Origin of the sequence: Pseudomonas sp. IT-232MI5, from assembly GCF_949767845.1 — a bacterium.
Classification (GTDB): domain Bacteria; phylum Pseudomonadota; class Gammaproteobacteria; order Pseudomonadales; family Pseudomonadaceae; genus Aquipseudomonas.
In genome coordinates this window covers 68,061-82,638 of the sequence record NZ_CATKQE010000033.1, presented here as the reverse complement: position 1 = coordinate 82,638, position 14,578 = coordinate 68,061, and the positions used below count along the sequence as shown (strand labels likewise).

The 14,578-nt window shown below is 53.4% G+C and carries 15 protein-coding genes and 1 pseudogene; 4 read left to right on the top strand and 12 right to left on the bottom strand.

Features of this window, described 5'->3' with window-relative positions:
* Positions 1-137: 137 nt before the first annotated feature.
* Complete coding sequence (locus ACM6JQ_RS16400; RefSeq protein ID WP_414894213.1) at positions 138-1,661, bottom strand: purine phosphorylase; 1,524 nt, start codon at positions 1,659-1,661, stop codon at positions 138-140.
* 52 nt (positions 1,662-1,713) lie between these two features.
* Entirely contained in the window at positions 1,714-2,622 is a 909-nt protein-coding gene (locus ACM6JQ_RS16395) for a WYL domain-containing protein (RefSeq protein ID WP_414894212.1), read from the bottom strand.
* Positions 2,623-2,859: 237 nt separating this feature from the next.
* Here ACM6JQ_RS16395 and ACM6JQ_RS16390 point away from each other — a divergent pair, with 237 nt between their 5' ends.
* From ACM6JQ_RS16390 to ACM6JQ_RS16375, 4 genes are all read left to right on the top strand, one after another.
* Positions 2,860-3,807 carry a CBASS oligonucleotide cyclase gene (locus ACM6JQ_RS16390; protein WP_414894211.1) on the top strand — a complete coding sequence of 316 codons (948 nt, stop codon included), beginning with the start codon at positions 2,860-2,862 and terminating at the stop codon, positions 3,805-3,807.
* Complete coding sequence (locus tag ACM6JQ_RS16385; protein WP_150710428.1) at positions 3,804-4,301, top strand: hypothetical protein; 498 nt, start codon at positions 3,804-3,806, stop codon at positions 4,299-4,301. Before ACM6JQ_RS16390 ends, ACM6JQ_RS16385 begins: the two co-directional genes overlap by 4 nt.
* Positions 4,298-5,194, top strand: a complete 897-nt coding sequence (locus tag ACM6JQ_RS16380; protein ID WP_150710427.1) for an AAA family ATPase — start codon at positions 4,298-4,300, stop codon at positions 5,192-5,194. The genes ACM6JQ_RS16385 and ACM6JQ_RS16380 overlap by 4 nt, the downstream gene beginning before the upstream one ends.
* A 96-nt stretch (positions 5,195-5,290) precedes the next feature.
* A complete protein-coding gene (locus ACM6JQ_RS16375) occupies positions 5,291-5,842 on the top strand; it encodes an exonuclease domain-containing protein (protein WP_414894210.1) in 552 nt (183 codons plus the stop codon).
* A 150-nt stretch (positions 5,843-5,992) separates the two neighbouring features.
* On the opposite strand, the gene ACM6JQ_RS16370 is transcribed toward ACM6JQ_RS16375, so the two are convergent.
* The 10 genes and pseudogenes from ACM6JQ_RS16370 to ACM6JQ_RS16325 form a co-directional block, all read right to left on the bottom strand.
* Positions 5,993-6,388 (bottom strand): aldo/keto reductase, encoded by a 396-nt coding sequence (locus ACM6JQ_RS16370; RefSeq protein WP_414894209.1) that lies wholly within the window; start codon positions 6,386-6,388, stop codon positions 5,993-5,995.
* Between the two features lie 126 nt (positions 6,389-6,514).
* Complete coding sequence (locus ACM6JQ_RS16365; protein WP_414894444.1) at positions 6,515-7,813, bottom strand: tyrosine-type recombinase/integrase; 1,299 nt, start codon at positions 7,811-7,813, stop codon at positions 6,515-6,517.
* 198 nt (positions 7,814-8,011) lie between these two features.
* Positions 8,012-9,280, bottom strand: coding sequence for a site-specific integrase (locus tag ACM6JQ_RS16360; protein ID WP_414894208.1), 1,269 nt, complete (start codon positions 9,278-9,280; stop codon positions 8,012-8,014).
* Between the two features lie 313 nt (positions 9,281-9,593).
* On the bottom strand, positions 9,594-10,127 hold the full coding sequence (locus ACM6JQ_RS16355) for a cupin domain-containing protein (RefSeq protein ID WP_414894207.1): 534 nt from the start codon (positions 10,125-10,127) through the stop codon (positions 9,594-9,596).
* Between the two features lie 127 nt (positions 10,128-10,254).
* Positions 10,255-10,641, bottom strand: a complete 387-nt coding sequence (locus ACM6JQ_RS16350) for a putative quinol monooxygenase (protein WP_414894206.1) — start codon at positions 10,639-10,641, stop codon at positions 10,255-10,257.
* Between the two features lie 13 nt (positions 10,642-10,654).
* Positions 10,655-10,780, bottom strand: a pseudogene (locus ACM6JQ_RS16345) (helix-turn-helix domain-containing protein); the annotation flags it as partial.
* A gap of 170 nt (positions 10,781-10,950) precedes the next feature.
* Entirely contained in the window at positions 10,951-11,667 is a 717-nt protein-coding gene (locus ACM6JQ_RS16340) for an SDR family oxidoreductase (protein ID WP_095049093.1), read from the bottom strand.
* Between the two features lie 82 nt (positions 11,668-11,749).
* On the bottom strand, positions 11,750-12,235 hold the full coding sequence (locus tag ACM6JQ_RS16335) for an AAA family ATPase (RefSeq protein ID WP_095048959.1): 486 nt from the start codon (positions 12,233-12,235) through the stop codon (positions 11,750-11,752).
* 179 nt (positions 12,236-12,414) lie between these two features.
* On the bottom strand, positions 12,415-13,314 hold the full coding sequence (locus ACM6JQ_RS16330; protein WP_414894205.1) for a DMT family transporter: 900 nt from the start codon (positions 13,312-13,314) through the stop codon (positions 12,415-12,417).
* 128 nt (positions 13,315-13,442) lie between these two features.
* Entirely contained in the window at positions 13,443-14,522 is a 1,080-nt protein-coding gene (locus ACM6JQ_RS16325; RefSeq protein WP_414894204.1) for an SDR family oxidoreductase, read from the bottom strand.
* Between the last annotated feature and the right edge of the window lie 56 nt (positions 14,523-14,578).

Genomic DNA, 14,578 nt, shown 5'->3' with positions numbered 1-14,578 from the left:
CATTCCTAAATTTCAGCGGGGAGGTGAGGTTTCTGCGCGAACATCGGCTTATCTAAGAGTAGTCAGGTCCGTGTCGGTCGGTGGCAGCGAGGTGGCTGGTGACGACTTGCTGCATCTCCAGCCAATCGCAAATCGACCTATTTGCGGTGCAAGATAAGCCCATGAGCGATGTAGTCAGCAGTCACGACTGCCGCGGCCATCGATGCCACATCATGAAATGCATCGTCCTTGATGTGGTCACCATGGTCACTGATCCCTCGAATCACAAGAGCGGGGATTTCATGTCTAGAGCAGGCTTCAAATACACCGTGGGCCTCCATCTCAGCGACACACACCTTGCCATGCAGCTCCTGCATTTTCTTGAAGAGCTGCTCATCGCGTACGAGCTTTTCGCCTGCCGCAATCGTGGTGAGTGTTGGGTTCAGGGCCGTTGACACTTCGCCGGCGGCTGATGAAAGCGGGAACACCAGTCCCACGGACTCAGCGTGTCGTGCTAGGCGTGCTAAGCGGGAACCGCTGGCAAGGTAAGCCCCCATGTCTTGTTGGGTTCTGAACTCGGGCTTGGACATGTCTGGCCTCGCAACCATGACACCGCCCGAAAGCGCGGCAGCACCTTCATAAGCAACTACGCGCTCGGACAAGATCACATCGCCGAGCTTCAATTTCGATCGCATCCCGGCAGCGATGCCCATCATGAACACCGCATGGGGTCGGAATTCGGAAATGAGCATTGATGTCACTGCTGATGCCTGGGTATTCCCGGCACCGTTGAACGACGCTACAACACAGGTGAGAGGGCCGTTCCGGCCTTCAACCTTGACTCGCCAGACATGGATGCCGTGCTCGCTCTGAAAACCGTAATCGTCTTCATCGATGCCAAGGGCATGCTTAGCTGCGGCCAGTTCGACAGGCAACGCGGTCAGCACCAGGACATCCGGGGACGCTGCCGCGTCCTTCGCCGCAAATTCATCAACGTAGAGCTGAATGGTTTTGTCGGCCAGTGGCTGGAGGTCACCCAGGGTATGTTGAGCTGATAGCCCAAGCATCTTGCGACGAACGCTCTCCCCGGTATGAGGCAGGTAGGCGGCTGGATTTTGGGTGAACTGCCGGTGGAGCAGGGGGGCACCCGGGCCATCATCGCAGAATGCCCCGACATCAATGTCAAAAGGAAAAACTGGAAGCTTAAGCTTGAGCGCGCGTTGGGCACGGTCGAGAACGCCTTTGCCTCCACTGATGGCAATCATGGCTGTCGCCAGATCCAGCTGCGCGTCGCGAATATTTCCACCCGTGACGACGTCGTCATCTACGTATTCGATCTGGGCGATGTCTTGGCCAACCAGGCGGCTGACCAACTCACGACCTTCGTCATCCATCTTGCTGTACAAGGAGCGCTGGGATGTGACGATGTGCAGCCTGCCCTTAACGTCCAACTGGGTGCTCAACTGCTCCACTTCACGGGCAATCGTCCAATCGAACACCATGGAGTCGCCGTGCTCATTCTTCGGCTCGCCGCTGAGATAGACAACCAGTGAAGCCTTTTCAGCCAGCGCTGCTTTCGTCAGGCGGCGAACCAGCTGATGCGCCCGTCCGACCTGTGCTCGATCCGTTGATTTCGAAATGCTCCCTGCGATCAGGAAGCACTGTTTTTCTAAGCTGGCCATCCAGAGGCTCCTAGTGCTGATAAGTGTTGGGGCAGGCATCTTGCTCGTTGAGTCAGCTCAGCGGCGGTAGCAGATGCTCTATTTTTTTGCGGTTTTTAAGGGTCAGCTGCTGCCGCAGGGGAGAGTTCTCAGGCTTCTCCTCTTGTAGGTTCAACTGGTAAAGCAAGTAGAACGTCAGAGCTTGCCGGCACTGTAAGGTGATCTCGCCGTTTTCCATGGCATAGTCCCACTCGATGACCCTTTTCTGATGCGGCTTTAAGCGAGGATTGGCGCCGATAACGAGATCAACGATGGTGTGCCACTGAGTATCCCCAGCAGCTCGATCCTCATCAGGGCCAGCGTCGCGGGCAGTGATCACTCGGGACAGCGAGAAATCTCGAAACTCATGCTTGGTGTGGCAGAACGCTCGGAAATGCCAACGCGCGCCATCCTGAACAAGCGCATGAGGCGTCAACTTCCTATCAGTCGGTTCCGGAGTCGATAGCGAGCTATACGTCACGAAAAGGGCATGGTGCTGACGAATCGCTCTCAGCACCAGACCCACAGTATCTGCATCCAGTCGTCGTCCAAGGCGGGGCACTGTCGCTACAGGCGCGTGCCAACCCAGAAAGCTTCCGTATGGGATGTCAGGCTGGATCGCGATTCTGAGCAGGTCGTCCAGGTAGCGATCCAATGCACTTGAGGCGAAAACCGGTGAGAAGGCTGCGGTGGATCGGTAAACACGAGTGCGGTTGTCGTACTCAAGATTATGCGACGCCAAGCGCGCGTACTCGGAGAGATCGATAGATGCCTGCGGTACGGAAATTCCAAAAAAATCAGTCAGATCGCTTCGGTTGATCTGCCCGTCCCACCTGAGTCGGTAATCAATAAATTCTAAACGACGCTCTTGACCCCAGCGCGCGCCTGGGCGTGCGGGTGAAGCTGGGCTGTTGCCCGGCGAATTGGGTTCATCAGTCATCATGGTTGCCTCTGTACGTATAAAAACTAGACTACATCTAAAAAGTAGTCGTATAGTTAGGCTACGCGAGCAACCTGTAGATGGCAATCGGTCTTCCGGAAACCTAGAGGCTCCGGCTCCAATTCCACGCATGCGCCGCCGTTAAATAGGTGCCCTGGCACCTGCTGTCACCTGGCTGGCCGGCTCATGGGGAGGCGTGCGGTAGGTGGTGGCTGGCTCAAATCATCGAGGCTAAGTGTCATGCCATTGAATAACGCTGAGATTCGACGCTACGACAGTAACGTGCTGCGCTTGCCCAAGGATAAACGGGAGATCTACAACGCCCAGGTCGACAGGCTGATCAAAGCGCTGCGGAGCAAGATTCGCGAACAGCACAAGATCACCATCGAACGGGTGGTCAAGGCTGGCTCCTTCGCTAAGCACACCATCTTGCGCAAAAGCAGCGACAACCCCGTCGATGTGGATGTGGTCTTCTACATCTCGGGTAAAAGCGTTAGCCAGGAGACCTACAAAAGCCTGAGCGACTTGATCCACGCCGCGCTGATCGAGATGTACCCAAACAAGGCGGTTGACGATTTTGTCATCCAGCGTAAGGCAGCGACGGTGACCTTCAAGGGCACGGGGCTTGATGTAGACATCGTCCCGGTAATCGCCAATCCGAACAAAGAAGGTTACGGCTGGCAGTTTGATCGTGTGGATGGCTCGAAGGTTGAGACATGCGCCTACTGCCAGATCAAGTTCGTCGCTGATCGTAAGAACGAGGACGCCGATTTCCGCACCTTAGTGCGCCTGGCCAAACGGTGGCGCAACTACACGGAGTGCACCCTCAAATCGTTCGCCATCGAGCTCATCATGGCTCACGTGCTGGAGGTCAACGGGAAGGAGGGGTCGCTGGAAGAAAGGTTCCGCGCTTTCCTCCTTTACATCGCTCAGTCCGAGCTGAAGGAGGTGATCAAGTTCCCCGAAAACGTTGGGGTAATCCCTGCTTTCGATGACGCGGTCGTCATCCTAGATCCGGTGTGCAACGCCAACAATGTTGCCAGCCGTATCACCGAGGCGGAACGTCAGGAAATCGTCGCGCTCGCTAAGTCGTCGTGGGAAACCGCCTACCTGGCATCTGTAGACGATGACTTTGACGTATGGAAAGAGCTTTTCGGCAAAAACTTCAGTGTGGAGGATGCGGCATGAGTCAGACAGCTACTCGGACAGAAACTTACTCGGTAGCAGACATCGAGACCGTGATGCGGCGGGTGAAGATGGATTTGATGATGATCGCATCCAGCACTGGCGCCGTCACTGAGGAGCGCGCGAAGGAGTGGGCTCACGATATCGACTTGCTGGCCAAAGGCGGCTACTTGAAATCGGTGGACGTTACCATTCTCTCCAGCGACAAAAAGGAGTTGAAGGCAACATGCTTCACCATCGACGCGGAGTCGGGAACGTTGAGCAATGAGCGGCCTGGTGACAGCCTGTGGCCAAGGTGCCCAGAAGGAAGGCTGCGTATTGTGTTGTCCTACACCCGCCATTACGACTCTGCAGCTGAGGAGAAGCTGACCCCAAAATTCAAGCGCACCTGGTCACCCTCCACGGCTGACATCAGCCATGCCTCGCTGGCCTCTAAGCCAGGCCGCGAATATTCCAGCAACGGTTATGGCGTGCAGCGCAAGGATTTTGGCCAATGAGCAAGGTGAGTGTTTTTGATACCGAAACGATGCTGCCCGATGGTGAACTGTCTGCGCGTGAGGCAGGCCTTCTGGGATTCGCCAAGCGATACGACCGGGTTTATAACCAGCTCCGGCTGTTACTCGATGTCGGCCAACTAGGGGCTTGGAGCAAGGATTACCACCAAAGTGTTTTGCCGATCTGCAGCCTGGTTGCAGATCAGTACCCACTGGTCATCTTCCACGGTGACGTTGGTACGGGCAAAACGGCCATGGCCGAGTGCATCGCCAATCGCATCGTGCGCGAATCCGGGGCGGAAGATTCGATGCTGCTCAAACTGAGCAACCGTGTCCGCGGTAGCGGGCGTGTGGGTGAAATGGGCACGTTGCTGACTCAAGTTTGGGCGGAGGTCGCGGACGCGGCCGGTAAAAACCGGCGAGCGATTCTGCTGATTGATGAGGGTGACTCCATCGCTGCATCCCGCTCTCAAAGCCAGAGCCATCATGAAGACAAGGTTGCGGTGAACACGCTTATCCAAGGCGTGGACGAGATGCGTAAGTACAAGGGGCGAGTGGTCGTGTTCCTCTGTACCAATCGACTGTCGGTGGTCGACGCCGCGCTCCAGCGCCGTGCAGCGATCGTCGAAGAGTTCCGCAGGCCCGACGCTGATGAGCGCAAAGCCCTGTTCGAGATGGATCTGCAGGGGTTGCGCTTGACGGACAAGCAGTTCCAAGAGCTGGCTGCGCTGACCGGAGAGCGTAGCGAGCGGCCGGCATGGACGTACTCTGACCTTCGCACCCGTCTCTATCCGGCAGCGCTCGCACTGGCTTATCCGGATCGCGCGCTGACGTTCAAGGATTTGAAGGACTCCATTGAGTCACTGCGTCCTTCGCCTGTTATGGAAGACAAGTAAGTGCTGTTGCACCTGCGCGGCTGATGTACCTCGGCCGCGCACCGCAATCGAGTTGCGAACGGGCTGACTCGATGACTGATTGCCGAGGAGTAGCTAATGACTGCAACACCAGAAGTTTTCATTTCCGTGGATGTCGAGGCGTCAGGGCCTATCCCCGGGGAATACAGCATGCTGTCGATCGGGGCGTGCCTTGCATCTGATGACACCCAGACGTTCTCCTGTTACCTCAAACCTACCAGTGACCGATATGTCCCGGAGGCGCTGGAGGTTACAGGGTTGTCTTTGGAGAAGCTTCATTCAGAAGGGCTAGATCCCCGCGAAGCCATGCAGCAATTCAAGGCTTGGGTTGAACAGGTGGCACCTGAGGGCACGCGGGCCGTATTTGTCGGCTTCAACGCCTCGTTCGACTGGGCATTTGTGAACCATTACTTCCATTACTTCCTGGGGGAAAACCCTTTCGGTATCGCGGCTCTGGATATCAAATCGATGTACTTCGGCGCCGCGCGCAGCACCTGGGAGCAGACCCGCTCCAGTGAAATCGCCAAAATCGTCAACCCTCGCAAGAAAGGTGACCATGACGCTCTCCATGACGCGGTTTACCAGGCCGAACTTTTCAGGCTGATCCAAGCCCAGTTGATGAGTGACTAGTCGTCTAGTCTGCGTCCGCGGCCCTCATGTTCTCCAGCAGGACCGAGGCGTTTGATGTCCCTGGGAGGGGGAACATTGCGGGCGAGTAATCCAGTCGCCACCGGAGGGCGTCCTGCGCTAGAGCCGGGCTCGCTGGTTGCCTGGAGCCTTCTACTGCCAAGCATCGACCAGTTCCCAAGGGGCATAGGGCACGAAGGCAACGTGGTTGCTCTCGCACCATCGCACAACGTCATCCGAGTCGGTATTGATCAAACTGAAAGAATTCTGGATGGCAGCTATTGGAGCAATTTTCGATACTTCCACCGCTTGCGCGATGGTCGCCTTGGACAGTCCAAGCGCTTTGATTTTAGCCTCCGTGCGCATTTGCTCCAGCTCTCCGACCTGATCGTCGAGCGGGACGTTTGGGTCAATTCGGTGCAGGTGGTAAATGTCGATGGCATCGACGCCACGTCGGCGCAGGCTAAGTTCAACGCACCGGCGCAGGTAGGCTGGTACTCCGCAAGGTGTCCATTGGCCCGGGGCTTGGCCATCGCAGCGGTTGCTCATGGGTCTTGACGCCAGAAGGGAACAAACGTCTCAAAAAGCGTCAACGGCTGCAGGAGGCCTATATCCAAGAAACTCAGCTGCAGATGGAGAGAGACCTAGAAACGTAATTTGTACTATCCCTGAATCCTAACCCCTGTCTTTGATTCCGAGGCCCTTGACCGATTTGGCACGATTCTGATCCAGCGCGTTGTAATACGTGTTCTGCGTTGTTGACATACTCTCGTGGCGCAAGTCTGCTTGAAGATCTTTGATATCGCGGAACGGCGCGTCAAATGTAGCCGCAGTGTGGCGAAGCCAATGCAGGGACGCAGAACGAAGTTTATCCATTTCTAAGTCAGTTTGACCCTCATCCTTCATGCGCTGAAGTGATTTATCAAACACCATTTGAATGAGGGCACGAATGTAACGATCTGACAGGCCAGCCCGACCTCTGACCGTTGTGACCAGTGGTGTACTTTCCTTGTAAGACGGCAGCGGCGGAAGGGAGAGGGTGGTCCGATATCGCTTCAAGTAGTCTTCGATGTATTCGTCACGTACGCTAACTTTCGCGGACTTATTACCCTTACCCACGACGTTGAACCACCAATTCTCACCGTCGAATTCGAACGAACCCATTGTAGGTTTCCAATTGTCCCGACCGACGAGATCAGAAATTCGGAGATAGAGAGAGAAGAGGGTGGCCACAATAAATAACGTTCGCTCGTGCCTAGGATCCTCTGCGGCCATGACTTCTGCGGTTTCAATAACATAATTCCACTGTAGCGGAGTCAGCGCCTTTCCGGAACTCATCACCGTGTTGCGCTGTTTATAGTTGGATTTTTGTTTGACTGACCGAATTGGATTGGCTTCTGAGGTAAGACCTTCGTCGATGGTGTACTGAAAAAAACTGCCACAAACGGCAAACACCTGGCCCATCGACCCAGCAGACATTTTATACGCTGTGTCTTCTACATCTTTACTGTTCTCCGCAGCTACCTTGCGAATCTGCTTATCGATCTTGACGTTAAAAGGCCGCCATTTGTCGTTGATAACGTAGGTGTCAGTTTCAGCGGCCTTACGACCACCAACCCGGGAAAATCTCGATTTAACGATAGGACCGATCCACTCAGGGCTAGGTTGTAAGCAAAATTCCAGGAAACTCTCACAATCGTGGCGTCTGAGCTCGAGAATTGGTTTCTTGGCTACCAGGAGAGACCAAAGCAGAAGACGCTCAACATGGGTACGGTATGAATTGAACGTGGCTTCGTTGTTTGAATAGGACTTTAGGAATCCGCGAACCGCCAAGTAACCCTCTTGAGCCTTCATCTCTGACGGAAAGGAGAAAAGGTACTGAGTGACAACAGGCTGCTCATCAGACACACGACTGAAATTCAGGTCTCTAAAACGATTGTAGGTGTCAAACAAAGGAATCGGAGACGCAGGCATGTGATAACCAGGGTAGAGAGTGAAACGGCTTGATGTGATGTTAAGCAACGCCCTAGCAATCTGCAACAACCGGGTCTGCGCGTTATCGGATATTGCATATGTCCATTCCGCAGTGTTGTCTACAAAAGAGAATAGTGACACCTGCAGTATTGCTATCGACTTTGTGATAATCAATTAACTTTCGCATGAATTGGCCCGCTACGATCTGATTTTAGATCCATGACCACGATTTGATGTATCTTCAGTATCTCCGCTATAGAAGCGATCAATCGTTACTAAAAGATCTCTTTGGCGTAAGTCCTTTCTCAGCTGCACAGGATTTCTTTTAGGCGCATCGCTGGCTGCACTAGTGTTTCTAAGCCACGTAGCAGAGGCTGAAAGTAATGCTATGCGATTTCGCTCATCAAATCCATCACTCTTCATCTGAGCGTGAGCATTATCAAATACTCTTTGAATGATACCTCTAATCTGGCGATCTGTAAGGCCGGGGCGCCCCGTAAGAGTCGTCAATAAAGGGGTCGTCTCTCCATGAGAAGGAAGTGGCGGCAAGCTCCGGCTTTGACGGTATCGCACAAGGTACGGCATGAAGTCTGGCCTAACAGACACTCTTGAAATCTCATTATTTCTACCGACGATTTCAAACCACCAAGTGCCTTGAAGTATGGTAAACGCCCCCATTGTGGGCGTCCAATAGTCATTACCAGAAAGCTCAGCGCCCCTCAAATACATGGAATAAATAGTCACTATTATGAACAGGTCACGTTCGTATCTGCTGTCGTTGTTGGCCATTTTTTCCGCGACATCGATAACATACCCCCATTGCTCCGATGTCAGCTCTCTGCCCGTTCCGATTGAGACCTTCCTAGCCGGCACCAGCTTATCTCTTGCCGCCATCGCAGGATTACCAATGACTATATCTTTAAGAATTAAAAACCTATAAAATGAGCAGCAAATTTTTAAAAGTTGACCAGCATTACTTGCAGATATCCCGCGCGGTTCAGGTATAAACTTCTCTTGCAACTCTTGCGCAACTCTTCGCTTAGCTTTTGTTTTTCGAGAATCGATTGGGCGCCACGCTTCATTAAACCCCCATTCTCCTTTCTTAAAAAAAAACCGACGCCGTGCTGCATCTCCAATCCAGGTTTCAGGAGGGTTTTCATTAAACGAGATAAACTCTCCAAATTCTTTAGTTGTGAGAGTAATGGCTGATTTGCCGCAATAAATCCAGCTCCAAAGCAACAACCGCTCAACAAATGCTCGATAGTTACCATACGTAGTTGGAGTTCCGCTATGGACAGCCAGAAAAGCGCGCGCCCATTCAAAATCATTAAGTACATTGAGATGAGCGCTGAATTTAGCAAGATACTGAGATACGACCGAATACGCTCCAAAGTAAATATCTATGGGAATAGCGACAGATTCTGCATCCGCAAAAAGTGGGTGAGGTTGCATTTTTTTTTGGTTCATTGGCAATGACTCGCTTCAACGTTGGTCGTGAAATTTCCGTAGTACTAGACTCCACACGATGCAAAGCTAAGCTTGATAATAAGCATATGTCGACGACATCTTAAAGAAAAATCTGAATTTCGTTAAGTGACTCGTGAAAACGCAGAGGACATTATCCTCTATTAGCGTCATAACGTTGGAAGAGCGTCGGGATAAACTATCCGCAATTAGTATCAATCATAGATAAACACCTACTACGAAAAGTCTAACCTGTTGAAAAGTCAGTATCATTTTTAAGCAGGGATTTATCATTTTTAGCTAACAGTCACACATTTTACTGGTGACAACTGTCGTTGTATGAATCAATTGACATTGATTTAACATAATATACATTACACGTAACAAGATGTTTCGAGATCAGCCCGGTTGCACAGTGGATTTCAACCTTCAGAATCGCCCTGAATCCGATCCACAGCGATTTCTTGAATCCGTTTTCGCCTTCGAGCAACCGCGAAGCCTTCCATAGTCCACCCGGTACGTTTAATTGCAAAAGCTGTCCTGCCTGAATGTCGGTGCCCATCACCAATGTTTGCAACGAGCCATCAGCATGAATCAGGCTGTACTCAATGGCGTCGCCCAGGTGAAAATAATGCAGGATGTCGGATCGATTGAAATGAAACTGGCCCACCGGTGATTGCTGATCCAGCAGATAGTAAATCGAGGTCATCAGATACCGTTGGCCGCTGGTGGTTTCGAGTGGGTCGCGATGATCGGCCTGATAGGTTCTTCGGAAATAGCCACCTTCGAGGTGAGGCTGCAGATCCAATGTTCTAATGATGTCTCCAGCTTTGGCTTCGCGCTTGATCATGGGCTCTTTTCCGCCGAATATGCTGCTAATTTACGTTAACTCGACTAAACGACCATTTAGTGTAGTTAAACATGAACTGCAAGCTTTCTAGTAAATATAGGGCCACGCTCGCGCCACTGCTTTTGAATTACGGGCCAGGCCGGGGGCTTAGCTCGATTGGCGCGGTTTCAATCAAGCGCTTCGACACAATCATCGACTTGGTTGTGGCTGCGTACTTTTTGAAGTGCGGCGATTCGATATGGCTTCGGTATGCCGAATCGCTGGCGTAGATTTCGAAGAAATGAAACCAGTTCGGGCGGTCGACTTCGGCGACGGCGTAGATTGATATGACGCCCGGCTCTGTTCGAGTCGACTCTGTGATCTCTTCCTTGACTGCGGCTTGATAGGCCGCAACCTGTGCAGGATCGATTTCGAGTTGCGCGATGCGCACCACCAAGCCATTTTCCTCGGCGGCCAGCGCTTGTCCTGCCAGTAATCCAGCCAATGCCACCACTCCTAATAAACGTTTACCCATCAGGTTTCCCCCTCTTCATTGTGTGGCTCAAGGCGGAGGCGCTGATGCCCACCTCTTTGCCTGCGCGATTAAAGCTTTGATGGCGGGTAATGGCGAGAAAGTAGACAAAGTCTGCGACGTTGGCGCGGCTTACATTCATGAGGCCTCACAACTTGAAACCGGGATGGAAGCCGGACGAGCGACCACGTCAGATGATTCTACGGATCACGTAAGCGTATTTTGATGAGTTTCCCTCATTAAACTGTCGCATCCGACTCATCAGTTAAATTCCATGATCGGGAACGAAGGCCGGAAATCTTCTTCGTATCGCTATTTGCCACCGAGACTCCCTCCCCCATCGACGCTGATCACCTGGCCGGTAACGAAGGATGCTCCCTCGCTCAGCAGGAAGGTAATCAGCGAGGCCACTTCTGATGGCGTGCCCAGTCTTTGCATCGGAATGGTGGAGAGTATCTGACGCTCACCCTCACTTCCCACGGGACGGTTTTTTCGGAAAAGCTCGGTGTCTATAGGGCCCGGTGCGACTGCATTGACCGTAATGCCAATGGGCGCCAACTCAAGAGCCCACGTACGAGTGACACCCACCAATGCGCTTTTTGCGGCAGCGTAAGCGGTTCTGTCACGGGCGCCAAAAATGGCACGGCTGCACACATTCACGATGCGCCCCGCAGACGATCGCTTCAGAGACGGCAGGCAAGCCTGGGTGATTTGTACCGAGGCTCTGACATTCAGGTCAAAAACGTTTTGGAGTGTTTCGAGTTCAAGCGTTTCCAGGCTTTGCGCAGACGCAACACCTGCGTTATTGACGACGGCATCAATAGAGGTCCGTTCCAGGAGTTTCTCAAGCATTTTCCTCGTTTGCTGAGCATCGCTTAAATCACAGAGCAACAGCTTCCCGGGAAAATCATCAACCGGATGCCTGGCGATGCCGACCACATTCCAGCCTGCCTGATTCAACTGAGTACTGAGTGCGAAACCGATTCCTTTGGTTGCACCAGTGACCAGTGCAGTTCGGCTGTTGTTCATGGTTACCCCTCTCATCAACGATCACCTGCGCCGCCAGAAGTAGACGTTCCAGATAACTCACTCCAAGCAATATGACCGCCCTTCAGTAACGGTGAATTTCAATCCGTATCCCCTCATTCGTATCTGGAGCACGAAAGTAGCTCGTTATCAAATCAAACTCAGCGTCGCTTGCTGTAAACTCATGCTCGGCGCGGCCATTGCGCCGATGTAGCCTGCCCCGACAGGTCTCATCATCCACTTCGATGTAGTGGAAACAGTGGGGAATTTCGGCAGCGTCAGCCAGACCGCGTAACCACAGCCGATCCTCTGGCGTGTTGGCCGGGAAATCCAGAACCACAGTCACGCCAGCCTTCAGCACATCGATGACAAGCGGGCCCACCAGTGCCCGAATCTGACGCGCAAGCCTCACGTAATCGGCCACTGATTGGATCTGATCAGGGTAAAGCCTTGAGAGCCAATAATCCTCACTCATCAAAATAGCCGACCGTTCAGACGCCAAGGCCTTGGCCAACGTCGATTTACCGGATGCAATCTTGCCTGACATCAAATGAAGCATTGGTTTGGTCATGGGGGACGTCTCCTTGTCGAGTTCTGATGATCTTCATTGAAAAGCATCGAAGCAACCGCATACCCTCCACTGTCAGCTTTGGACTGGGCCCGGTTTTTCCAGCCAGAACTTCAGCCTTTCTTGCTTTTCTCTTCATCGTATTCTTCTTGGACCGCACGTAATAAGGATCCGAAATAGCCTCACTCGGTCGAAGGGACGGAAGCTTTGCTGCCCAAGCGTATGAGTTCATTGGAGAAACACAGGCCGACTATGATCAGCACCGCTCCCGCGTAGAGGCTTTCGCGCGGTACTTCATTGAGCGCCACAAACGCCAGCAGCGCGGCAAACAGTGGCTCGGTCAATTCCAGCGCTTGTACTTGGGATGGCTTGAGATACTCGATGGCCTTGGTCGTGCAGAAGAAGCCCAGGATTGTCGGCAGCGTGGCCAACGCCAGCAGCGCGGCGATCGCCGTCGGCGACAACTCGCCTATTACAAAACCATCGGCGGCAGCCGGCATCAGCAAGTACAGGCTGCCAAAGAACAGCAATTGGCGGGTGAAGTGCAGTCCTCCCGACACCCCCATACGCTTCATGGCCACCGAAAAGGCTCCATAGCCGGAACCGGCCACGGCGGCGAGCGCAGCACCTTGCAGTGTAAAGCCCTGCTGCAGGTCGCCGCCGAAGATTACCGAGATTCCGGCGATAGCCAGTGTGGCGCCAACAGTAGCGTTCGCGGTGATCGCGTCCTTGAGGAAAATGCGCCCCAGAATGATCGAGGAAATTGAGGCGCTGGCCATCAGCACCACCACCACACCTGCCGCAGCGTAGTGTCGATAGGCGGACGTTTCGAAATGGAACAGCACAAAGATGCCAAGAAACGCGCAGACAGCCGCCTGCGTCCATTTGGTCGATGTCGCCGGGCGCTTGAGGAAAAACAACAGAATCGAGAGAAGCACGCAACCCAGTACGGTCTTGATGACAGCAACACTGGTAGAGGTGAAACCATTACTCATGAGTATTTTGCTGAGTACCCCGATCGTTGCGTTCAGTGCCGCAGCGGAGAGTGCAAATATGACGCCTTTCCTGAAAGTCGATTGCATGGATGACGATCCCTGTCGCTGAATGGTGGTTCGATAGAAAGCCGCCCTGTATCGACGGCGCAAAGTTTGAGGACACGAACAGCCGACTAATACCGATAGAGTGCTATTCGCCGTCATGTCGCCAACGGTCAGAGGGCCTGGCCTTTGGCGATGCAATACGAGTTGACGAACATGGCAGTGTGCTGCAGAGACTGACGTATATCCGGTTTGGCTATTCCATGCCTGTTGGCAAATTGCTCAACCGCCGCCGTATTAAAGCGAGTGGTCTGGATAAAGTCCAAAGCTTCGGGTTTTGTATTCAAGAACCACGCGACGGGGGGAATACTCAGTAGCAGCTTCAGCAATCGAAGTGAAATGTGATGCTTGGGAGACTTTAATCCCAAAGGTTGTGCAACCTGTTTCAGGAGTTCTCGCAGGTTTGGCGTCTGGTCATCAAGCGCCAGCAGTTCCTGACCCACCATGGCACGATCAAACGCACAAACTGCCACCAGTTCAACCAGGTAATCCACGGTGACCAGTGGCAGCCAGTGCCTGGCGGTGCCAGGCACCGCAGCCAACTTGCCCTGCACAAGGTTGCGTATCAACTCCACCAGCGGCTGACCGTCAAGGATATGCCCTGTGCGGCTGTGGCCACAGACCGTCGCAGGGTGGACAACAGTAAACTCCCCACCCTTGGCTGCCATGACCTCCAGGGTCGCAAAATGCGCCTCCAGCTTGCTTCCTTCGTAACCACCGACACGCCGGTAGACGGCAGGCCAATTCGTCCGTTGCGGATAGCAAGGGTCAATGCCAATGCGTTGTAGATGTTCATGATTTTTCAGCATGTAGCCGCCGATCATCACTAAACGGCTTTTTTGCTCAGCCGCCAACAGCGCCACGCGCTTTGCCCCTTCTACGTTCACCGCACGAGAGTGTTCCACTGAAAGCCCCCATGCGAAGTGCGCGCCCAAATGGAACATGACGCTGGCGCGCCTCAGCACTTCTCGGTCAGCAACACTCAGCCCGAGGTTGTCTTGTTCCAGATCGCCAGATACGGCGAATACCCGGGTTGCGCACCCGCCCAAATGATCGACTTGCTCGCGCAAGGCAGCCAGTCGCTCCGGGCGACGCATCAACACCCGAATGGTGTGACCTTTCGCACTCAGGTTCGCCACTAAATGTTGACCGATGAAACCAGTCCCTCCTGTGACAAAGCACTCCACGCTCATTTCCCTGTTCCTTGTTGAAGGTGAGAAATCAAGCGTAAAGTATCGACCCCACTCTA

Coding starts and splice junctions, on each gene's coding strand:
- ACM6JQ_RS16355 (WP_414894207.1), bottom strand. CDS start 10,127: ATGATCAAGCGCGAAGCCAAAGCTGGAGACATCATTAGAACATTGGAT.
- ACM6JQ_RS16375 (WP_414894210.1), top strand. CDS start 5,291: ATGACTGCAACACCAGAAGTTTTCATTTCCGTGGATGTCGAGGCGTCA.
- ACM6JQ_RS16385 (WP_150710428.1), top strand. CDS start 3,804: ATGAGTCAGACAGCTACTCGGACAGAAACTTACTCGGTAGCAGACATC.
- ACM6JQ_RS16350 (WP_414894206.1), bottom strand. CDS start 10,641: ATGGGTAAACGTTTATTAGGAGTGGTGGCATTGGCTGGATTACTGGCA.
- ACM6JQ_RS16370 (WP_414894209.1), bottom strand. CDS start 6,388: ATGAGCAACCGCTGCGATGGCCAAGCCCCGGGCCAATGGACACCTTGC.
- ACM6JQ_RS16390 (WP_414894211.1), top strand. CDS start 2,860: ATGCCATTGAATAACGCTGAGATTCGACGCTACGACAGTAACGTGCTG.
- ACM6JQ_RS16360 (WP_414894208.1), bottom strand. CDS start 9,280: ATGAACCAAAAAAAAATGCAACCTCACCCACTTTTTGCGGATGCAGAA.
- ACM6JQ_RS16365 (WP_414894444.1), bottom strand. CDS start 7,813: ATGCCTGCGTCTCCGATTCCTTTGTTTGACACCTACAATCGTTTTAGA.
- ACM6JQ_RS16380 (WP_150710427.1), top strand. CDS start 4,298: ATGAGCAAGGTGAGTGTTTTTGATACCGAAACGATGCTGCCCGATGGT.
- ACM6JQ_RS16335 (WP_095048959.1), bottom strand. CDS start 12,235: ATGACCAAACCAATGCTTCATTTGATGTCAGGCAAGATTGCATCCGGT.
- ACM6JQ_RS16395 (WP_414894212.1), bottom strand. CDS start 2,622: ATGATGACTGATGAACCCAATTCGCCGGGCAACAGCCCAGCTTCACCC.
- ACM6JQ_RS16400 (WP_414894213.1), bottom strand. CDS start 1,661: ATGGCCAGCTTAGAAAAACAGTGCTTCCTGATCGCAGGGAGCATTTCG.
- ACM6JQ_RS16330 (WP_414894205.1), bottom strand. CDS start 13,314: ATGCAATCGACTTTCAGGAAAGGCGTCATATTTGCACTCTCCGCTGCG.
- ACM6JQ_RS16325 (WP_414894204.1), bottom strand. CDS start 14,522: ATGAGCGTGGAGTGCTTTGTCACAGGAGGGACTGGTTTCATCGGTCAA.
- ACM6JQ_RS16340 (WP_095049093.1), bottom strand. CDS start 11,667: ATGAACAACAGCCGAACTGCACTGGTCACTGGTGCAACCAAAGGAATC.